The 18175-nt window shown below is 64.5% G+C and carries 15 protein-coding genes; 8 read left to right on the forward strand and 7 right to left on the reverse strand.

All coding sequences use genetic code 11. From position 1 onward, the window contains the following. The 3 genes from H4W01_RS07385 to H4W01_RS07395 all read right to left on the reverse strand — a co-directional run bounded on the left by H4W01_RS07385 (position 1) and on the right by H4W01_RS07395 (position 2247). Positions 1-444: a hypothetical protein gene (locus H4W01_RS07385; protein ID WP_209610499.1), complete on the reverse strand. Its 444-nt coding sequence runs from the start codon at positions 442-444 to the stop codon at positions 1-3. Between the two features lie 256 nt (positions 445-700). Continuing rightward, on the reverse strand, positions 701-1132 hold the full coding sequence (locus tag H4W01_RS07390) for an antibiotic biosynthesis monooxygenase (RefSeq protein WP_209610500.1): 432 nt from the start codon (positions 1130-1132) through the stop codon (positions 701-703). Continuing rightward, complete coding sequence (locus H4W01_RS07395; protein WP_209610501.1) at positions 1129-2247, reverse strand: zinc-binding alcohol dehydrogenase family protein; 1119 nt, start codon at positions 2245-2247, stop codon at positions 1129-1131. The genes H4W01_RS07390 and H4W01_RS07395 overlap by 4 nt, the downstream gene beginning before the upstream one ends. A 117-nt stretch (positions 2248-2364) precedes the next feature. Between H4W01_RS07395 and H4W01_RS07400 the strand changes: the two genes are divergently transcribed. The 3 genes from H4W01_RS07400 to H4W01_RS07410 all read left to right on the forward strand — a co-directional run bounded on the left by H4W01_RS07400 (position 2365) and on the right by H4W01_RS07410 (position 5094). Continuing rightward, the gene (locus tag H4W01_RS07400) at positions 2365-3276 is read left to right on the forward strand and encodes an AraC family transcriptional regulator (RefSeq protein WP_209610502.1); all 912 of its coding nucleotides are present in this window, start codon (positions 2365-2367) and stop codon (positions 3274-3276) included. A 166-nt stretch (positions 3277-3442) separates the two neighbouring features. After that, on the forward strand, positions 3443-4381 hold the full coding sequence (locus tag H4W01_RS07405; RefSeq protein WP_209610503.1) for a hypothetical protein: 939 nt from the start codon (positions 3443-3445) through the stop codon (positions 4379-4381). Next, positions 4378-5094, forward strand: coding sequence for an ATP-binding cassette domain-containing protein (locus tag H4W01_RS07410; protein ID WP_209610504.1), 717 nt, complete (start codon positions 4378-4380; stop codon positions 5092-5094). Before H4W01_RS07405 ends, H4W01_RS07410 begins: the two co-directional genes overlap by 4 nt. Before the next feature lie 37 nt (positions 5095-5131). Here H4W01_RS07410 and H4W01_RS07415 read toward each other — a convergent pair whose 3' ends face one another. Beyond that, entirely contained in the window at positions 5132-5989 is an 858-nt protein-coding gene (locus H4W01_RS07415; protein WP_209610505.1) for an aldo/keto reductase family oxidoreductase, read from the reverse strand. Between the two features lie 88 nt (positions 5990-6077). On the opposite strand from H4W01_RS07415, the gene H4W01_RS07420 reads away from it, so the two are divergent. Beyond that, the gene (locus H4W01_RS07420) at positions 6078-6974 is read left to right on the forward strand and encodes a LysR family transcriptional regulator (RefSeq protein WP_209610506.1); all 897 of its coding nucleotides are present in this window, start codon (positions 6078-6080) and stop codon (positions 6972-6974) included. A 177-nt stretch (positions 6975-7151) separates the two neighbouring features. Next, complete coding sequence (locus tag H4W01_RS07425; RefSeq protein ID WP_209610507.1) at positions 7152-8195, forward strand: LacI family DNA-binding transcriptional regulator; 1044 nt, start codon at positions 7152-7154, stop codon at positions 8193-8195. A gap of 2 nt (positions 8196-8197) precedes the next feature. On the opposite strand, the gene H4W01_RS07430 is transcribed toward H4W01_RS07425, so the two are convergent. After that, positions 8198-9556, reverse strand: coding sequence for an MFS transporter (locus H4W01_RS07430; protein ID WP_209610508.1), 1359 nt, complete (start codon positions 9554-9556; stop codon positions 8198-8200). A gap of 158 nt (positions 9557-9714) precedes the next feature. Here H4W01_RS07430 and H4W01_RS07435 point away from each other — a divergent pair, with 158 nt between their 5' ends. The 3 genes from H4W01_RS07435 to H4W01_RS07445 are packed head-to-tail and all read left to right on the forward strand — an operon-like array spanning position 9715 to position 14968. After that, a complete protein-coding gene (locus tag H4W01_RS07435) occupies positions 9715-12186 on the forward strand; it encodes a TonB-dependent siderophore receptor (RefSeq protein WP_209610509.1) in 2472 nt (823 codons plus the stop codon). A gap of 29 nt (positions 12187-12215) precedes the next feature. After that, positions 12216-13238, forward strand: coding sequence for an alpha/beta hydrolase (locus H4W01_RS07440; RefSeq protein ID WP_334685193.1), 1023 nt, complete (start codon positions 12216-12218; stop codon positions 13236-13238). Further along, positions 13235-14968: an alpha-amylase family glycosyl hydrolase gene (locus H4W01_RS07445; RefSeq protein WP_209610511.1), complete on the forward strand. Its 1734-nt coding sequence runs from the start codon at positions 13235-13237 to the stop codon at positions 14966-14968. The genes H4W01_RS07440 and H4W01_RS07445 overlap by 4 nt, the downstream gene beginning before the upstream one ends. A gap of 27 nt (positions 14969-14995) precedes the next feature. On the opposite strand, the gene H4W01_RS07450 is transcribed toward H4W01_RS07445, so the two are convergent. Then, positions 14996-15703, reverse strand: a complete 708-nt coding sequence (locus H4W01_RS07450) for a phosphatase PAP2 family protein (RefSeq protein WP_209610512.1) — start codon at positions 15701-15703, stop codon at positions 14996-14998. Positions 15704-15726: 23 nt separating this feature from the next. Next, positions 15727-18174 (reverse strand): TonB-dependent receptor, encoded by a 2448-nt coding sequence (locus H4W01_RS07455; RefSeq protein WP_209610513.1) that lies wholly within the window; start codon positions 18172-18174, stop codon positions 15727-15729. Position 18175 lies beyond the last annotated feature (1 nt).

Consider the following 18175-nt stretch of genomic DNA (forward strand, 5'->3'; position numbering starts at 1 on the left):
TCAGCGGCGATAGCCGTCCCAACCGCGATGATCGTAGCCGCCATATCCGCGATCGTAACCGCCACGACCACGATCATAGCCGCCACCATGACGGGCATACTCATCATTGTAATCGCGATAGCTGTTGTAGCCCCGGTATGAATCGTACCCGCGATAGCCACCGGCGTAATAGCCGTTGTAAACCGGAGGGTAGGATACGACCGGACGTTCATATCCGCGGTCATAACCGCGATCGTACGCATAATCGCGATCGCGATCGCGACGCGCGCTGGAGGCGAGTGCCGCACCAATAGCGAGACCCGCAACGCCCGCGATCACCGCAGTCTCGCCATTGTCGCGGCCGCGATAGCCTCCGTAGCGCTGCGCTTCGGCGGGCGCTGCCATTGCAATCGCAGAGGCACCGAGCGCGACGGCGAGCGTGATTTTCTTGAACTGGGCAATCATGACCTGTGTCCTTGGGGTCAGCGGCGATGCGATCATCATTGATCGCGTCGTGCTGACTTGAGGACGTTTTAGCTCGGTGCCGCTGAACGGCCTCGGAATGGACCCTGCAGCCGATGTTCATGCCGCCGATACTTGCGCGTCGCATTTCACGAGGGGCGGGGCGGGCAGCCAGAGCACGCCAGCGCCGCGTCGCCCCCAGGAAAGGCGCGACGAGAAACGAGCCTTTGAGAACCACTTGATTGAAATCACGGGCAGTTCAGAGCCGCATCCCGTTGATCATTCGCGGTTCGGGAAAGCTGTGGTCGGTCCGGCTCGGGCGCGGATGGTTGAGCGACAAGGCGCGTCCTTCGTCGCGCAGGCGGCGCACAGCGTCCGGCCAATCGGGTAGCGCGCTGCCCGGCTGCGTCCAATGCGCCACGCTTGCCTCGTCGCCCCATTCGCCCAGCAGCGGCGCGGCCTTCCGGTGTGCGCCGCTCCCGCCATAAGCGCGCATCGCCGGTTCGTCGCGCCAGACCGACAGGGTCCAGAACGCATGATCCGAATCCCGCTGGACGGCACCGGCCAGGAACCCGTCGGCCTTGCGGATCTGTGCAATCGTCCGGTTCGCATGGAGCATGAAGAACGGGAGGAACCGCACCGAGCGCAGGCGAAAGCGGGTCACGCTGACCAAGGTCGTGGCGGCGCTCACAGGGTCACCACCAGCTTGGTCGCCGAAACGCCCTGGCGCTGGCGTTCGAGCGCAACGGGAATCCGTGCAAGGCCAGTGCCGACCACCGTCGGTGCAGGCGCGGCCACGAAGCGGCCCTCGGCCAGCGCGGCGGGCAGGAACGCCTCGAAGATCATCGGACCCACTTCGTTGGCGATCAGCGCGCTGCCCCAGATCATCTTGGTGCGGACGTTGCGGCGACGCGCTTTACGGGTCAGGGCGAGGGTGCCGATCAGCATCCGCACGAGCGCAGGCACGAGATGGAGCAACCGGCTGCGGCCGCGGGGCACGTTGTCCCACGACGTCGGCGGCGTTGCCATCGCCACGAACCGATTGCCCTTGCAGGCACCGACAATCTCAATGCACGCGGCGGCGGAGCCCGGCCCGATCGCCAGCGCACCGATGATTTCCTGCCCGCGCAAGGCGCTGACAATATCGGCGAGGACGGTCTTGGAGCGATAATCGAAGGCTTCGCGCGCGCCCAGCTGTTGCACATAAGCGAAATTGCGCGGCGAGGCGGTCGTCACCACGTCATATCCGGCCGCGACCGCAAGCTGGATTGCATTGCTGCCAACACTGGTCGATCCGCCCCAGACGAGCAGCGTCTTGCGCGCAGGTGTGGCCGCCCCCGATGGTGGGTTCATCGCCAGGAAGTCTTTCTGAAACATCCCGCAGGCAGCCGTGGAGATGCCGAGCGGAAGGACGGCGGCTTCCTCATACGTCATTGCCGCAGGGATCGGTGCCGCCATGTGGGCGAGCACGACGACAAACGCCTGAAAGCCGCCCTCAGCGGCGCGATTGCGCTGCGGATCCGACCCGGCAGCGTAACCGACCACACGGTCTCCGACTGCAAAGCGCGTTACGCCGCTGCCGACCTCGACAACGTCGCCAGCGATGTCGGAACCGACAATGAAAGGGTAGGCGGTCCAGGGTGTGAAGAGGTCGCCCAGCGTCTGCTGCAGCCGATCCATCGGATTGACGGCGACGGCCCGGACCCGGACGACGATTTCACCGGCCTCGGCGGCGGTATAGGGGGCGGCACCAACCGTGAACGGCGCGCGCTTCGCGTTGAGCCATAGGGCTTCATTCTCGACCATGACGATACCTCCTGATGCGGTGCTGGGCGTTGCTGCCGCCACTGGAAATATGAGAGCGATGTTGTACTATCCATGCTGCAGCGTCGCCAATTTCATTGCGATCGTCCAGGAGTGGCTATGGATCCTCTTTCCGACATCCTCTCCTTGCTCAAGCCGAACAGTTACGGGTTTCGCGGGCTCGATGCGGGGGGAGCTTGGGCGCTTTCGTTCGGGGCGGACGACAGCATCCGGTGCTATGCGGTCCAGTCGGGCGCATGCTGGCTTGCGCTCGACGGGACGGCCGAGCCTGTCCGGCTCGCGGCCGGCGATTTCGTGCTGCTGCCCGGGGGAAAGGGGTACCGGCTGTACAGCACGGCCGACGCACCGGTCACAGATGCCTTCCGCTTCTTCCCGGCGGTTCCTGCGGGTGAGACCGCAGTCCTGAATGGTGGCGGCGGGGTCCTGGGTGTGGGCGGGTATTTCGGCTTCGAGGGCATGCACGCCGAACTGCTGCTCGGCATGCTGCCGTCGATCGTCCATGTTCGTGCCGAAGCCAATAAGGCGGCGTTGCGCTCATCGATCGATCGGCTGATGGGCGAACTCAGGGAGCCTAAGCCCGGCAGTGCTTTGCTTGCCGAGCACCTTGTCCAGGCGCTCCTGATCGAAGCGCTGCGGCTGCATTTGGCGGAGCATTCGCGCCACCGCAGCGGCTGGTTGTTCGCGCTGGCCGACCGGCAGATGAGCGCGGTGATTGGGGCGATGCACGCCGAGCCGGGGCGCAAATGGACCTTGGAGTCGCTGGCAAAAGTGGCGGGCCTGTCACGGTCGAGCTTCGCTGTGCGGTTCAAGGCGACGGTGGGCGAGCCGGCGATGGATTATCTCACCCGCTGGCGGATGATGATCGCGTCCGATCGCCTTGCGAATGGCGGGATGCCGATCGCGCTGGTCGCGCCGACCGTCGGCTATGAGTCGGAAAGCGCGTTCGGTGCCGCCTTCAAACGCGTTATGGGCTATTCGCCCAGGCAGTTTGCGAGGGCTGCCGCGCCGTGAGGTCTCGCGAAACGCCCGCATGCGGATCCAGGCGTTGTGCCGCTTCACACCGGGAAGGGGCGATCCCGATTGCGGCCCGCCTGTAACACGCTAGAACTTTCGCATGGGAGCCTCTGAGCGCACACATCGTCTATTTCGTCACGACTGGAAGATTGCGACCAATGCAGTGCGCGCCACCTTCGCGGCCTGGCAGGATCGTCTGGTCGCGGCGATCCTGCTGCTGATGGCCGTGGCTGGCTTGCGAAACGGGTTCGCCGATCTGCCCTGGTTGACCGCACTCTGGGCGGGGGTCGCGGTCAGCCTTGGCGTTGGCATGGCGGCGGGTCGCCTTGTCCTGGCGCGGCTCGCATTCCATGCTTTTGACGGGTTGCTCGCGGCAGACGCTCTGCAACTGCCCTTTCGCCGCCGGTATATCGGTGCCTGGCACGGCATTGGGATTGTGATGCTGTCGGGTATCACGCTGATCGTCAGGCCCTCGCTGCTGATCGTCAGTGTGCCCGCTTACCTTGTCGGCGCACTGATGGCCGGGCTGACCGCTGCCGTTGCCATGCCGCTGCGCATCCTCGATGCCACACGGCCGAATTGGTCTGTCCGTGCCTGGTTGCGCCATCCAAGCGCTGGGGTGGCAGCGGCTATCATCCTGCTGCTCGTGTTGCTGCAGGCACGGACGCTTGGCCCCAACGTGGCGCTGGCATATGCTGGCGTTGGCACCGTGGTGCTCACCCTGGCGCTGACCGATGTCGATCAGAGCGCCGTCCGCTTCATGACGATTGCCGGATACGGATCGGGACGGATCGTGCTTCGCCTGTCGCGGGCGCTGGTGTCGTTCGTCGCGGTGGCGGCTCCGGGGTGCTGGTTGATATTGGGGGCAGCCCCAGCCGGTATTGTCGCCGCCGCTTCGGCCCTGATGTTCGGTCTTATGGCGATGCGCGTGCTTGCCTATCGGCTTCATGACAAGCGGTTCGCGGATGTTCTGGTGCTTGTTCTCGCCGGGCTGCTCCTGCTGGTCGGCTATGCCATTCCCGTTGCGTTGCCGATCAGCGCCCTCGCCGTGTTTTGGCATTTACAGCGCCGGGCGGCCTCGAAGACGTGGCTGCTGGTATGAACCCGGCCGTTCTTCTCGCCGGGGCAGCCGTCGACCGGAACGGGCAGCGTGTCGTCCACGACGTCCACCTGACCGTGACGCGTGGGTCGTGGTTCGGTGTCATCGGTGCCAATGGCTCGGGCAAGACGAGCCTGTTGCGGGCGCTGGCCGGTCGACTACCGTTCGCCGCCGGATCGTGTCTGGTCGAGGGCGAAGACCTGTCCGCAGATCGGGCCGGGCGGGCGCAGCGCTTCGGCTTTTCGCCTCCGGCCGACGCGCTGCCGGAGGCGTTGCGGGCGCGCGATGTGCTCGAGCTGGTCGGGGGCGATCTTGACGCCGTCCGCGCGCGTTTGGGCGCGTTGCAGGCCGCATTGGGCCTCGCCCCGCTGCTCGACCGCTGGATCGGCGACTGTTCGGCCGGAATGCGGCAGCGGATTGCGATCGCCGCCGCGTTCGCGGGCGGGCACGCGCTGGTGATCCTGGACGAGCCGTTCAACTGGCTCGACCCGGTGGCAATGTTCGACCTGCGCGAGACGTTACGCGGCATGGTCGATAACGGTCTGACGCTGGTAACCGCGCTGCACGACCTTGCGACCCTGGCCACGGCCTGCAATGCCGGGCTCATGCTCGCCGATGGGCGAGTGGCGATGACGCTGGACGAGGACATGCTTCAAGCCGCTGCGCGCGACCCGCAGACATTCGAGCGGCGGACAATCGACCTGCTGCGATCCTGAGGCTATTTTGATCGCTAAGACCCAGCGTCGCCGTGCCTCAACCGATGCCGTCCAGTTTGGCGATAGCGTCGGCGGGCAACGTCAGCGACGCCACGGCGAGGTTCTCGTGCAGATGCGCCACCGACGATGTGCCGGGGATCAGCAGGATGTTGGGTGCCCGCTGCAGCAGCCAGGCGAGCGCGACTTGCATGACCGTCCAGCCCAGTTGCGCCGCCACGTCCGATAGCGCCGTCGATTGGAGCGGGTTGAAACCGCCGAGCGGGAAGAAGGGGACATAGGCGATGCCCTCGGCAGCGAGCGCGTCGATAAAGGCGTCGTCCGTGCGGTGCGCGAGATTGTACTGGTTCTGGACGCAGACGATCTCGGCGATGCCCCGCGCTTGCGCATATTGGGTCGGCGTCACATTGCTGAGCCCGATATGCTTGACCAGGCCCTGGCGTTGCAGATCCGCGAGCGCCTCCAGCGGCCCCGCGAGCGAGCCTTCCGCTGGGCCGTGGATGTCGAACATCAGCCTGAGGTTCACGACGTCGAGCGCCTCCAGTCCGAGATTTTCGAGATTGTCCTCCACCGCGCGCGCCAATTCGTCCGGTTCGAGCGCCGGGTGCCATGCGGCATCGTCGCTGCGGCGCGCGCCGACCTTGGTCACGATCAGCAAGTCGTCCGGATAGGGTGCCAGCGCCTCGCGAAGCAGCCGGTTGGTGATGTGCGGGCCGTAAAAATCGCTGGTGTCGATGTGGTTGACGCCAGCTTCCACTGCAGCGCGGAGCACGGCCAGCGCCTGTTGATGATCGCGGGGTGGACCGAACACACCCGGGCCAGCGAGTTGCATCGCGCCATAGCCGAGCCGCTGCACGGTGCGGCCGGCGAAGGAATAGGTGTCGGTTGGGTCGGTCATCGTCTGTCTCCAATGATGGCGAGATAGACCTTGCGGATCATCACGAAAAGCGGGAGGTATCTGCACGGGTTGTACGGAAAGCCGAACAATGAAAGCCGACCTTGCCGATCTCAATGCCTTCCTGGCGGTCGCGCGGGCGCGCGGCTTTCGCGATGCCGCGCGTGCTGCCGGGGGCAGCGCCTCCACGCTCAGCGAGGCGGTGCGTCGGCTCGAAGAGCGGCTCGGCGTACGGCTGCTCCATCGCACCACGCGCAGCGTCACCCCGACCGAGGCGGGGCAACGGCTGATCGAGCGGCTGGCCCCCGCGCTCGGCGAAGTGGAGGCGGCGCTGGACGTCGTGAATCTGTTTCGCGATCGTCCGGCGGGCACGCTGCGCCTCAACGTGCCCGTCAGCGCGGCGCGGCTGGTGCTGCCGGCCATCCTGCCCGGCTTCCTTGCCGCCTATCCCGACATTCAGGTCGAGATCGTCGCCGAGGACGGGTTTGTCGACATGGTGGCATCGGGATGCGACGCCGGCATCCGCTATGACGAGCGGCTGGAGCAGGACATGATCGCGGTGCCGATTGGCCCACGCGTGCAGCGTTTCGCAACCGCTGCCGCCCCCGCCTATCTCGACGCGCATGGCCGCCCCGGCCACCCGCGCGACTTGCTGAACCATGCCTGCCTGCGTGGCCGCTTTGCCAGCGGCGCGCTGACCAGCCCGTGGGAATTCGAGCGCGACGGGGAGATCGTGCGGATCGAGCCGCAGGGCCCGCTGATTGCGAGCGTCGCCGGTGCGGCCGATTTGCTGGTCGACATGGCGGTCGCGGGCAGCGGGATCGTGTCACTGTTCGAGGATTGGCTACGACCGTCGATCGAGCGCGGCGCGTTGCAGCCGGTGTTGCCGGACTGGTGGCAGTCCTTCTCCGGTCCGTTTCTCTATTATTCAGGCCGTCGCTTGGTGCCGCCGCCACTCCGCGCTTTTCTCGACTTCATCCGCCGTTAGCAAGCCGGTGCCGAGACACTGATTGTGGCGCACATGCTGGAGACGGGTTTTCCAACCGACCTGCACGCGCGTTCGGCGCGGACGCGTGTCTGCTCACCACAGCATAGGGTATTTGATCGTTTCGATACGCTAGCCTAGACGCAGTGCTTGTACGTCCCGCATGATTAGGCGCATCCCATGATAGCTCCGCCCCTGCCACCCTCGTCCGGCGACGTGACGACGATCGCAAGCCTTGTCGATCTGGCGCAGGCCGCTGGTACCTCGGTCTCGACCGCATCGCGCGCGCTATCGGGCCATTCGTCGGTCAACGAAAAGACCCGCCTGCGCATCCAAAAACTCGCCGACGCGCATGGCTTTCAACCAAACCGGCTCGCCCGCAACTTGCGGTTGCAGCGTACGCAATCGATCGGGCTCGTGTTGCCGCTTGGGCATGAGGCGGGGCAGCACCTGTCCGACCCGTTTTTCCTGTCGCTGCTGGGTCATCTGGCGGATGGGCTGACGGAGCGGGGCTACGATTTGGTTCTCTCGCGGGTGATCCCGCATGATGGCACCTGGCTTGACCGGCTGGTCGATAGCGGCCGGATCGATGGACTGATCCTGATCGGCCAGTCCGACCAGAGCGCCGTGATCGACAAAGTCGCGGCACGCTATGCCCCGATCGTGGTGTGGGGCGCGCGCCTTCCGGGACAACGCTATCTGACGGTCGGATCGGACAATCGACTGGGCGGAGCACGCGCAGCCGAGCATTTGATCGCGATCGGTCGACGCCGACTCCTGTATCTTGGCAATGCGAGCGCGCCCGAGTTCGCGGAGCGGCTCGCCGGATTTCAGGATGCGGTGTCGCGGGCCGGCCCCGGCGTGGCAGCAGCGGCGCTGGACCTGCACATGACGCCCGACGCAGCCCATCTTGCGATTGCCAAATATCTCACCGACAATCCCGCACCCGATGCGATTTTCGCGGCATCCGATGTGGTCGCGATGAGCGCCTTGCGGGCGTTGCGCGAGCGCGGCCTGAGCGTGCCACAGGACGTCGCGGTGGTCGGCTATGATGATGTGACGCTGGCGGCGCACACCGCCCCGGCATTGACCACCATCCGCCAGGATCTGGTGGTCGGTGCCAAGGCGCTGATCGAGATCCTGTTCCGCCGGATTGCGGGCGAACCGGCGCAATCGCTGCAACTGGACCCGCAACTGATTGTGCGCGGGTCGAGCGTGGCGTGACGTCAGGCGGCTGGCGCGACCGTTCGCACGGGCGTGACCCGCATCGTCGCCAGCGCGGCGGCGAGCATCAGCGCGCCGCTGAGATACAGCACGTTGCGCGGGTCGCCCCCCAGCACGCCATTATACAGCAAGGGCAGCGTCAGGCTCTGGATCATCATCGGCACAACGATGAACATGTTGAAGATGCCCATATATACGCCCGTTCGCGCCGGTGGGATCGAATCCGCGAGCATGATGTACGGGTTCCCCATCAGGCTCGCCCAACCCAGACCGATGCCGATCATCGGTAAGAACAGCCAGTTTTGTGTGGTGATTCCGGGGATCGTCAGCATCGCAGCGCCCGCCGCCAGCATACACAGCGCATGGATATTGCGCGCGCCCCACGCCCGCGTCACCGGCACCAGCGCAAAGGCACCGACAAAGGCGATGAAATTGTAAAATCCGCCAAGCTGCCCGGTCGCCAGCGCAGCCGCGCGGAAGCCGGGGGAGGCGGGGTCGCTCGTGCCGTGGAGCGAGCGCGCCAGCGAAAAGGTGATGTACTGCCAGTAACAGAACATCGCATACCATTGGAACAGCATCGCCACGGCCAATTGTCGCATCGTCGGCGGCATTTCCCGGATCGCTTCGCCAATCTCGCGCAGCGTGTTTCGGGCCGATAGCGGGGTACGGCGCAACTCGGCAATCTGGGCCGCCGTCAGGGGAAGCTCGCGGACCGACAGAACCGACCACAGGATCGTCGAAAGGGACAGCACCGCACCGATCAGAAAGGCTGCTTTCGTGATGTGCGGAATGCCGTTCAGGTCGACGGCATCGCGGCTCATTCCCGCATAGACCAGGATGGAAGGCGCGAGGTAGGCCAGCGTTTGCGCAAGGCCGGTAAAGGCGCTCTGGGTCAAGAACCCGATCGGTCGCTGCTTTGCATCGAGCCGGTCGCCGACATAGGCGCGGTACGGTTCCATCGTCACATTGTTGGCCGCGTCCAACACCCACAGCAACGCGGCAGCCACCCATAGCGTCGGGCTGTACGGCATGGCGAGAAGCCCTAGGCTGCACAGGATTGCGCCGATCAGGAAATAGGGCGTGCGTCGGCCGAAGCGGCTGATGGTCCGGTCGCTGAGCGCGCCGATGAGCGGCTGCACCAGCAGCCCGGTCATCGGGCCTGCCAGCCACAGCAACGGCATCGCCGCCTCGCTGGCCCCGAGGTAACTGTAGATCGGCCCCATATTGCTTTGCTGCAGGCCGAAGCTGAACTGGAGCCCGAAAAAGCCGATATTCATTTGGAAGATGCGCGCCAAGGAAAGGCGCGGTTTGCGCTCCCCTGCGGACGCGTTGCCCGTGCTGTCATCCGCCTTCTGGTGCATCGCCCTCTCCAACCTGTTCGTGACAGCCTGTCTTTCGGCGGTCGCTACCATCGATCCAAACTTTTCACAAACGATTGCGAAAAATTATTGCAATCGATTGCGAAGCGATTATGAGCATCCCTCAAGCCGCAATACAGCGGACACTAGGAGGGGTTATCATGAAGCTTGCAACGCTTTTGCTCGCCGGTACGGCTTTGGCGTGTCTGCCGCAGGTCGCACTCGCGCAGAGTTCCGTGCCAGCGCCGGAAGCGGCCGTCGAGCCCGAGGGCAAGGCCGATGCTGCCGATATCATTGTGACAGGCACCGCTCGGCCCGAGCGCCGTTTGACGACCAGCATCTCCATCAGCGCGGTCGACTCTCAGGAAATCGCCAAGCTCGCGCCAATGGGCAGCGCCGACCTGTTGCGCAACATTCCGGGCCTGCGCGCGGAATCTTCAGGCGGCGAAAGCAACGCCAACATCGCGGTCCGCGGTTTGCCGGCGGCAAGCGGTGGCGGCAAGTTCGTCCAGTTTCAGGAAGACGGCCTGCCGGTGCTGGATTTCGGCGATATCGCCTTCGCGACCGCCGACACCTTCGTCCGCCCCGACTATAGCGTCTCGCGCGTCGAAGTGGTGCGCGGCGGTTCCGCCTCGACCTTCACCAGCAACGCGCCGGGCGCGATCATCAATTTCATCAGCAAAACCGGTGACGTGGCCGGCGGAACGGTCGGCATCACCAAGGGGCTTGATTTCAACCGTACCCGGATCGACGCCGATTATGGCGCGCCGCTTGGCGAAGGGTGGCGGTTTCATGTTGGCGGGTTCTACCGCGTCGGCAATGGCGTCCGGAACGCCGATTATACGTCGGAGCGCGGCGGCCAAATCAAGGGCAACGTCACCAAGACATTCGCAAACGGTTTCATTCGCCTGAACTTCAAATATCTCGACGACCGCTCGCCTATCTATGTCCCGACGCCCATTCGGGTGACCGGCACCGCTGCGAACCCGACCTATGCGTCCTTCCCCGGTTTTGACGTGCGGTCGGGAACGTCGCTGTCGCCCTATTTCCGCTCGGACATTGCGATCGGCAGCGGCGGCCAGCGGATCGTCTCCGATCTGGGCGACGGCTACCGCGTCAAGACGCGCGGCGGCGGTGCCGATGCGTCGTTCGATCTGGGCGGCGGCTGGCATATCGAGGACAAGTTCAACGTTGCGAGCAATTCGGGCAGCTTCGCCACCTCCTATCCGGGCCGGGTTGCGCCGCTGACCACCCTAATGAGCGAAATCGGCGGTGTCGGGGCCACCTTGCGCTATGCGAACGGGCCAAATGCGGGGCAGGTCATCGCCAACCCGGCGGGTCTCAATGGCAACGGCCTCGGCATCAACGCGCTGACCTTCGGGGTGACGCTGAACGATTTCACCAACGCCACCAACATCCTGACGCTGAACCGTGACTTCAGCGCCGGTGGCGGCACCGGCAATGTGACGGCCGGCTATTTCAAATCCTATCAGGCGATCCAGATGGACTGGCACTGGAACAGCTATCTTCAGGAAGTGAAGGGGCGCGATGCGGCGCTGCTGAACGTCTATAATGCGGCTGGTCAGTCGGTTACGCAAAACGGGCTTATCGCTTATGGCGAACCGGTGTTCGGCAATTGCTGCCAGCGTTATTACAATGTCGATTACAATATCGATGCCCCCTATCTGGCGGTGTCGTACAAGATAGGGAAATTGAATCTCGACGGGAGCGTCCGTTTCAACAGTTCCAGGGCGAGCGGATATTACGCGTCCAATAACGGGCTGAGCGTGGTCGACGTAAACCAGGACGGTATTATTCAGACACCGGAGCGCAGTGTGCCCGTGGTCAATCCCCAGGCATCGTCGCCCGTCAACTATCGCAAGAACTATTTTACCTACTCGGTCGGTGCGAATTATGAGGTTATGCCGAGTCTGGCGCTCTTCGCACGCGTAAGCCGCGGTGCCCGCTTTAACGCGGACCGTATTCTCTTTGGCGGCGGCGTCAGGGCCGATGGCAGCGTCGCGGACGAAGTCGCGGTCAATTTCGTCAATCAGCAGGAGGCTGGCATAAAGTTCCGGCGGGGCGTGGCCTATGTCAACCTGACGGCGTTCCGCGCGACCACCGCCGAAGCCAATGAAATCGTCATCCCGCAGCAAGCCATCATCAACAACAAATATCGGTCTTATGATGTGGAATTCGAAGGCGGGGTCGATCGCGGCATTTTCCACCTTACGGCCGGGGCCACATATACCCATGCCCGCATTACCGAGAGCCAGGTGACCCCGGCGCTGAACGGCAACATCCCGTATCGCCAGGCGGCCTTGATCTTCCAGGCAACGCCTTCGATCCGGACCGACCGGTTCGACATCGGCGCAAACGTCACCGGTACCACCTCTTCCTACGCGGCCGACGTCAACACGCTGAAAATGCCGGGGTATGTCATGACCAATGCCTTCGCCTCTTATGCGATAACGCCAGCGATCCGGCTTTCGGTCAACGTCCAGAACCTGTTCGACGTGATCGCGATTACCGAGGTCGGCCAGGTGCCGGACAGCGTGCCGACCGACGGCATCGATACCGCGCGCGCCTTCCCCGGGCGCAACATCAGCGCCACCGCGACGCTGCGTTTTTGATGCGCGGGCGAGCGTTTGCGGTGGCGGCGATGGCCACGGTGCTTGTGTCGGTTGGGGCGACGGACAGGGCGGCAGCGATGGACGAGACCGTCGTCGTTCCGTCGCGGCCTTTGCCCGTCCCGAAAACGGTCAGCCCTGAATTACAGCGGCTGATCGGATCGCCCATGAACCCGAGCTGGGATCAGCATCCGGCATCGGCGGAGGCGTGGCGCGCTTTGGTCAAGACCTATGCGGCCGACATTGAAACGGTGTTGCCGGCGCTGATGGCCCGCGAAAAGGTCACGATCCGCGCCGACCGGATGAACGGTGTGCCGGTTTTCTGGGTCGAGCCAGAAACCGTGCCGTCCGAAAATCGGGACCGCATTCTGCTCAACTTCCACGGCGGCGCGTATGTTTTCGCCCCCGGCAAAGCCGGGCTACGCGATGCCATCTTGCTCGCCGGGCGTGGTTTTAGAGTGCTGAGCGTCGATTACCGCATGGCCCCGGACGCCCCGTATCCGGCCGCGATCGATGATGCCGAGGCGGTGTGGAAGGCGGTCGTCGCCCGATATCCCGCAAAGCGTGTCGGCGTGTTCGGATCGTCAACCGGCGGGGCGATGACACTGGCGCTGGTGGTGCGTGCCAAGGCGCATCACTTGCCACTGCCCGGTGCGCTTTGGGCGGGCACGCCGTGGGCGCAACTCGACAAGATCGGGGACAGCTATTTCACCAATGACCATGTCGACAATGCGCTGGTATCCTATGACGGGCTGCTGGGCGCGGCCGCACGGCTCTATGCCAACGGTCATGACATGGCCGACCCGGAGCTGTCGCCCGTCAATGCCGATTTCGCCGGCTTTCCGCCGACTTTGCTGACGACAGGCACGCGCGATCTCTTCCTGTCCAACACCATCAGGGTTCATCGCAAGCTGAAGCAGGCGGGGGTCGTCAGCGACTTGAACGTTTATGAGGGCTTGTCGCACGGCGATTTCGAACGCGATCCGGATTTGCCGGAATCGCGCGAAGTGTACGGCGAAGCCGCGGCCTTCTTCCGCCAAATGCTGGCCCGATGACCGAGACGCTACAGTCGTTGTTCGATCTGCTGGAACCGCTCTACCAAGGCCATCCCGCCTGGCCGGTAGAGCGCGACCGTATCGCGGCGGCGGTGTCCGCCGCCGCCGAGGCCAGATCGCCGGCCTTGCGCGCGCTGGACGCCGACCGGGCGGCGCATCCCGCCTGGTTCGGTGCGCCCGACATGGTCGGCTACAGCTTCTATGTCGATCGGTTCGCCGGGACCCTCGCGGGGTTGCGACAGAGATTGCCGTGGCTCGAAGCGCTGGGCATCCGCTTGCTCCATCCCTTGCCCATGACATTGGGCCAGTCGGAGCACAGCGATGGCGGTTTTGCGGTTGCAGACTATCGCGCGATCGAGCCCGCGCTTGGCAGTCTGGACGACGTGCGGGCGCTGGCCGCCGATTTGCATGATCGCGGCATGGCGCTGGCGATGGACTGTGTGTTGAACCACACCGCGCGGGATCATCCCTGGGCGCAGGCCGCGCTGGCGGGCGATCGCGAGATGCGCGGCTATTACCGCATTGTCGACGACGCCGCCGAAGTCGCCGCCTGGGAGCGCGATCTGGACGAGGTGTTCCCCGATACCGCGCCGGGCAATTTCACGCATGAACCCGCGCTTGGCGGGTGGGTTTGGACGAGTTTCTATCCGTTCCAATGGGATCTCGACTGGTCGAACCCCGCAGTTTTCCGCGAAATGCTCGATGTGTTGCTGTTCTGGTCGAACATCGGCGTGGATGCCTTCCGCCTCGATAGCGCGCCCTATCTGTGGAAGCGGCGCGGGAGCGTATCGCGCAACTTGCCGGAAACGCACAGGCTAGTTGCCGCGCTCCGCGCCGGTCTCGACATCGCGGCACCCGGTGTCGCGCTGCTGGCGGAAGCGATTGAGCGCACCGCGGACGTATTGCCCTATATCGAGCCCCAGGACGGCACACGCGCGGCGCAGCTTGCCTATCACAATGGCGTGATGGCGGCTTTATGGGTGGCGTTGGCGACGGGCGACGCGGCGATCGTCGGTGATCTGGTGCGCGATACCGTGCTGACCCGGCCCGATACCGCGTGGCTCACCTATCTACGCTGCCATGACGACATCATCTGGTCCGCGCTTAATGGGCGGGTGCCTGCCGACGCGCTGGATCGCATTTCGGATTTCTACACCGGCGCGGGCGGGTTCGGCGATGGCCGCCGCTTTCAGGCCCGACCCGGCGCGGCCGCCAGTACCGTGGGGATGCTCGCCTCGCTGGTTGGCACCGAGGGCCCGGAAGCGCTGGGTCGCTATCGCTTGCTGCTGGCCACCATGCTGGCGCTGCCGGGCATGCCGATGCTGTATATGGGCGACGAAATCGGATTGCCGAATCACGTCGATCCCGCCGCGCCGGACGATGCGCGCTGGCTGCATCGGCCGCCGATGGACTGGTTACGCGCCGATTGTGCGGAGGTGGGCGAGGGCGCTGGGGCGGCATGGCTGGCGCTGACCAAATGGCTGCTCGCGGTGCGGGCCACGCTGCCCGCGTTCGACGCCAAGGCCGCTACAAAGGTGCACGGCGAAGTGCCGGGCCTGCTGGTCGTGTCGCGCGGCTCTGGCGGCGATACGGTCGTCCTTGTCTCGAATTTCGGTGCTGTGCCGCAGGTGTTCCCCTTTGCCGGCCGATGGCAAGATGCGATTGAGGACCGTCCTATCGAGCGCGTGGTCGCGCCAGGGACCGTGCTCTGGGCGACGCGCTGCGTTTGAACCGCTGCTGGCCGTGGTCAGCCGCGGTCAGACACCGGCAACATGCGCTGCGATCAGTTCCTGCCGCGCCGCATCGAATTTTACGCGAAAGGCGGGGATCGCCATCAGCTTGCTGGCGACCAGCGTGCCGAGGACATGGCTGGCCTCCACGTCGGTCGGAAAGTGGACGCCGCAATATTCGCGGCCGGTCGCGTAATCGGCGGCGCGGTCGAGGATTTCGGCAGACCGCCCCGGGAGCAGGTGGGCGAGCACGAACCCGGTCGAATAGCCAAGCGTCGCATGGCCGCTCGGGTAGGATTTCAACGGCTTGCCGGTCTTTGCGCAGTTCGGGATGGTGGGATCGATGCCGAACGGGCGGGTGCGGTGGAAATAGAGCTTAGCGACATCGGCCGCAGCGTCGCCCTCTTCCTGAACCTCGCGTAGCAACGCCCAGGTCAAAGGCAAGGTCTCGAGCGTGACCCCGAGCGTGCGGTCGAACAGGGCGGGGGTCTCATGCGTGTCATCCCAGCGCGCCTGATCGAGCCGCGCGGGGGGCGCAGCGGCGATCAGCGCGTGGATTTCGGCGAGCTCGCCACGCTCTTCAAGCGACCCCGGCGCGGGCGGTGCCGGAAGCACCAGCGTCGGCCGCAGCTCGTCCACCGTGAGATAGTGGAGGAGGTGCGGGGCAGCGATGCTTGGCGATCCGCCAAGCACCAGCGCTGCAGCAAGGAGCGCTGTTCCAAGATAGCGTTGCATGGGCGTCTCCCGGCGTTTGAAGGTTAGAACTTGATCCGCGCCGAAGCCAGGAACGAGCGCGGCGGCAGGTAGCTGAACTGGTCCTGTTGGCCGTAGCCGCTTTGATAGCCGCCCACGACCGGCGCGCCCGACGCGCTGTTCGAGATCGCGGTGACGGCACGGCTGTTGAACACGTTGTTCACCGTCACGCCGAGCCGCAAGCCGCCCTCGATTTCCTGGCTGATGGCGAATTCGCCGATGCTGTAGGGGCGGATGCGGTACAGGCGGTAGCCGGGGCTACCGTTATATTCGCTGGCATATTGCGGGCCGGTGAACTTCTGGTCGAACGACAGGCGGAAGCCGCCGTTATGATAGATGAAGCCGCCCGCCGCAGTCGAGAAGGGGGCCTTGGCGAGTTGGGCACCGGTCGTCACGCTATGCGCGTAATTGTACGATCCGTTGGTGAACAGCGTCAGCCCGTGCACCGGCATATAGCTGAGCGAGCCCTCGACGCCCTTGTAGCGCACTTTGCCGATGTTGATGAGCAGGGTCTGGTCGCACCCGGTCGTGGTGCAGCTGCCGATCTTGTTATCGATGTTGATGACATAGCCATCGACGTCGACCGAGACCTTGTTGCCGTGCCACACCGAGCCGACCTGGTAATTGGTCGAGGTCTGCGGCTTGAGCGCATCGAGCGCGGTCGAGAGCGTGCCCGAGGCCGAGTAGAAGCTCGACAGATCGGGGACGTACATGCCCTGCGCATATTGGCCGTAGAACGACCAATTGCTCATCGCCATATAGTTGATCGTCGCGAAGGGCAGCGTCTTGGTCCAGGTCTGGCTGGTGTAGAGCGGCAAACGCGTCTTCTGGTTGACCGGGGCGGCGATGCCGCGCTCGAAATGGACGTATTTCACGCCGGGCGTGATCGACAGGCCTTCGACCGGGTGGAATTCAAACTCGCCGAACAGCTGATACTGGTTCCAGTTCGAATGCTGGACGTAGCTGAGATTGGCCTGGTCGATCGAGGGCAGGGCAAGCTGTGCGGCGGTGCCGTTGCCGTTGTTGAATTTTTCATTGTAGCTGAAGGTGTTGGTGGTGCGGTCGAGATCGATCAGATGGCGGTCGGTTACGGCATGTTCGTACCAGCCGCCGACGCGGATCTTGCCGAGCGCGAAGTCGTAATTGACCTGGCCGATATAGCCGAAGACCCGATATTTGTTGAGCTTGTTATAGCCCAGGATATCGGTCGCCGGACCCGGCACCGCTTTATAGGGCGACGCCGCTGTCCCGGCACCGCTGAACCCCGTCACGACCGAGCCGGTGTTCCCCGACAGCGTGTTGTTGGTGTAACCATACATATACCCGCGATTGTCGAGCGAGAAGCCGGAGCCGAGGTCGCTCTGCAGGCGGACATAGGAGAAATCGGTGGTTTTGTCGGTGCGGTTATACTTCCAATAATCCTGCTGCGCCGGGTTGTTGCCGAGCGCGTAATTGCGGCCGTAGATCCCGACGTTAGAAGTCGCCGCGCAATTGTTGCCGGTCAGCTGCGTCAGCGGTTGGCCATCGGTGCCGAGCGCGGTGGTGCCGTTCGCCCCGACACTGGCGCTGCCGCAGGTCGCGCCTTTCAGCACGTCCGACTGGTAATAATGGTTGCGGTTCCACGTGCTCATGATCGTCAGCGTGTTGTGGCTGCCGATCGGCGCGACGATCTTGCCGTACAGGTTCTTCGAGCCGACCGGTGAGTAGGTCAGCGCGCCGTCGGACTGGAGATACTGGCCGGTCAGCACGATCCGTGCGCCGCCGAGCTTTTCGATGCTGCCCGACTGATATTCGGCGCGCCCGATAAAGGTGCTCCAATTCCCGATGAGCCCTTCGACCTGCGCGCTCTGCTGCTCGCTCGCGGCGCGCGAATACAGGTTGATGTTGCCGCCATAGGTCGCCTGGCCGAGCTGGCTGGCATTGCCGGGGCCGCGATCGACGACGATCGTCTCGATCGTGTTGGATGGGAAGAACGATGTTGAATGGTGCGTCGGGTTGTTGGTGTCGGCAAAGGGAATCGAGTCGTAGGTGACGTTATATTCGCCGTCCTGGAAGCCACGGATCGTCGCCTTGGTCTCACTCAGGCCATAGCCATTGCCCGCGCCCGAGATCGACACGCTCGGCGTCAGCGCGATCAGCTCGTTGAAATCGGCCGAGGCGGTGGTGTTGGCGATGTAGTCGCGGCTGACGGCGGCTTGCGGCTGCGTGGTGGCGAGCGAAACGGTGACCGGCGCGCTCTGCGCGGTCTTCGATCCGGTGACGATAATGTCGGAGGAGGTCAGCGACTGCTTATCGTTCGCCTGGCCCGCGCTGTTGGCGCTGGTTGCGGTCTGCCCGTCTTGCGGTGCCGCGGCGGGTGCCGGTGCAGGTGCGTCGGACGTCGTCGCATGGGCCGGCAAGGCTACGCACAGAGCGACCCCGGCGAGCAGGGTCTGGCGGAAGGTCGCACGCATG

The organism is Sphingomonas sp. PL20 (assembly GCF_017875905.1).
Taxonomy (GTDB): Bacteria; Pseudomonadota; Alphaproteobacteria; order Sphingomonadales; family Sphingomonadaceae; genus Sphingomonas; species Sphingomonas echinoides.

What these genes read in the sequence shown, in the direction of transcription:
- H4W01_RS07385 (WP_209610499.1), bottom strand. Translation starts at nt 444, where the DNA reads ATGATTGCCCAGTTCAAGAAAATCACGCTCGCCGTCGCGCTCGGTGCC.
- H4W01_RS07395 (WP_209610501.1), bottom strand. Translation starts at nt 2,247, where the DNA reads ATGGTCGAGAATGAAGCCCTATGGCTCAACGCGAAGCGCGCGCCGTTC.
- H4W01_RS07400 (WP_209610502.1), top strand. Translation starts at nt 2,365, where the DNA reads ATGGATCCTCTTTCCGACATCCTCTCCTTGCTCAAGCCGAACAGTTAC.
- H4W01_RS07410 (WP_209610504.1), top strand. Translation starts at nt 4,378, where the DNA reads ATGAACCCGGCCGTTCTTCTCGCCGGGGCAGCCGTCGACCGGAACGGG.
- H4W01_RS07415 (WP_209610505.1), bottom strand. Translation starts at nt 5,989, where the DNA reads ATGACCGACCCAACCGACACCTATTCCTTCGCCGGCCGCACCGTGCAG.
- H4W01_RS07420 (WP_209610506.1), top strand. Translation starts at nt 6,078, where the DNA reads ATGAAAGCCGACCTTGCCGATCTCAATGCCTTCCTGGCGGTCGCGCGG.
- H4W01_RS07425 (WP_209610507.1), top strand. Translation starts at nt 7,152, where the DNA reads ATGATAGCTCCGCCCCTGCCACCCTCGTCCGGCGACGTGACGACGATC.
- H4W01_RS07430 (WP_209610508.1), bottom strand. Translation starts at nt 9,556, where the DNA reads ATGCACCAGAAGGCGGATGACAGCACGGGCAACGCGTCCGCAGGGGAG.
- H4W01_RS07435 (WP_209610509.1), top strand. Translation starts at nt 9,715, where the DNA reads ATGAAGCTTGCAACGCTTTTGCTCGCCGGTACGGCTTTGGCGTGTCTG.
- H4W01_RS07440 (WP_334685193.1), top strand. Translation starts at nt 12,216, where the DNA reads ATGGCCACGGTGCTTGTGTCGGTTGGGGCGACGGACAGGGCGGCAGCG.
- H4W01_RS07445 (WP_209610511.1), top strand. Translation starts at nt 13,235, where the DNA reads ATGACCGAGACGCTACAGTCGTTGTTCGATCTGCTGGAACCGCTCTAC.
- H4W01_RS07450 (WP_209610512.1), bottom strand. Translation starts at nt 15,703, where the DNA reads ATGCAACGCTATCTTGGAACAGCGCTCCTTGCTGCAGCGCTGGTGCTT.
- H4W01_RS07455 (WP_209610513.1), bottom strand. Translation starts at nt 18,174, where the DNA reads ATGCGTGCGACCTTCCGCCAGACCCTGCTCGCCGGGGTCGCTCTGTGC.